Source organism: Pedobacter sp. UBA4863 (assembly GCF_002399615.1).
Classification (GTDB): domain Bacteria; phylum Bacteroidota; class Bacteroidia; order Sphingobacteriales; family Sphingobacteriaceae; genus Pedobacter.
The window spans coordinates 149,385-150,710 of the sequence record NZ_DHDZ01000059.1; the positions used below are offsets into that span (position 1 = coordinate 149,385).

Annotated in this window: 1 protein-coding gene; it reads left to right on the forward strand. The window is 40.0% G+C overall.

Translation table 11 applies throughout. The features are described from left to right. Window positions 1-321: 321 nt before the first annotated feature. Entirely contained in the window at window positions 322-990 is a 669-nt protein-coding gene (locus B3I52_RS15405; RefSeq protein ID WP_293302964.1) for a YceI family protein, read from the forward strand. The last annotated feature ends 336 nt before the right edge of the window (window positions 991-1,326 follow it).

A 1,326-nucleotide genomic window follows, 5' to 3' on the forward strand; every position in this document is an offset into this window, starting at 1 on the left:
TCTTTCCTGCCAAAATCTCGGAGGCCGTTAGGGCGTACTTGGGAACGGTTGGGGTGGTTGGAGCAAAGAACAAGGAGCAAAGAGCAAGGATTGGTTGGCTTAATCGTACTCTTTCTACTTTGGTCTTTGGGTATCGGCTATCGGCTATCTGACAGATGTTAGTTGCGGCTTTGGGTTTTGTGTTTATTGGAACTGAAATGCCTAGGTAAGCAATATTTTTTGCATTTTATTATCATACATCAATTATTTCAAACTATAGTTGCCTTAGCTTTGTTGCTATTCTTATTCAGAATTAGAATCTTAATAATTAAAAACGAAAAAATGAGAAAATTAATTTTTGCACTTCCTGCACTTTTTTTATTAGCCTCGTGTGGCGGTTCTTCTAACAACACTGCAACTACTACCGAGCAAACTGTTGCCGAACAAAAAGGTGAAAGCTACATTGTTGATTCTGTAACTACTGTGGTAGATTGGAAGGGTGCTCACAAGGGAGGCTTAGCTCCGAGATGGGGGAAAATTAAGGTTGCTTTAGGTACTATCGCCGTAGAAAATGACTCTATTAGTGGTGGCGAGTTCTTAATTGATATGGCTTCGCTTTCTGTTGATCCGGCATCGGTGACTGAAGAGGGTAAAAAAGCTACTGATTTGGAAGGCCACTTGAAAAGTGCCGATTTCTTTGATGTTGAGAAAGCTCCTAACGCAAAATTTGTAATCACGAAGGTTGAGCCTTATACTACTGCTGCTGGTGCAAGTTTAATCGCTGATCCAAATTATTTAATTAGCGGAAACTTAACTCTTAAAGACAAGACCTTAAATGTAACTTTCCCAGCTAAAGTGGCGGTTAGCGCAACTTCGGTGACGGCTACTGCTAAGTTTGTAATTGATAGAAGTGCCTGGGGAATTAACTACAAAACTGAGGGTAGCGCAGAGAACTGGATGATTTCTAAGGATGTAGAAATTGGCTTTACGCTTAGCGCTCATAAGAACTAGTCTTTTAGCGTTATAGTGTTGAAGTAGAGATTGGTTCATGCATGATGTAAACAGCCTAGCAATATTTTGTTGGGCTGTTTGTGTTTGTAATGAAAGGGGGATGAGTGGTTACTAGTTGTTGGTTGGTTGTTTGGTTGGAGTAAAGAACAAGGAGTAAAGAGTAAGGATTGGTTGCGTTCATCAAATCGTCTTTGCGAGTTTACGAAGCAATCTCATTTTTTAGCTTCATACCTACAAATCGGTGAAGGTTAGCGGTGGAGGCATATTTCTTTTCCATTGATGAAAAGAAACAACCTGAGCTTTAGCGAAAGCTTGCCTACCTATTAAAAATGTAAA

Coding starts and splice junctions, on each gene's coding strand:
- B3I52_RS15405 (WP_293302964.1), top strand. CDS start 322: ATGAGAAAATTAATTTTTGCACTTCCTGCACTTTTTTTATTAGCCTCG.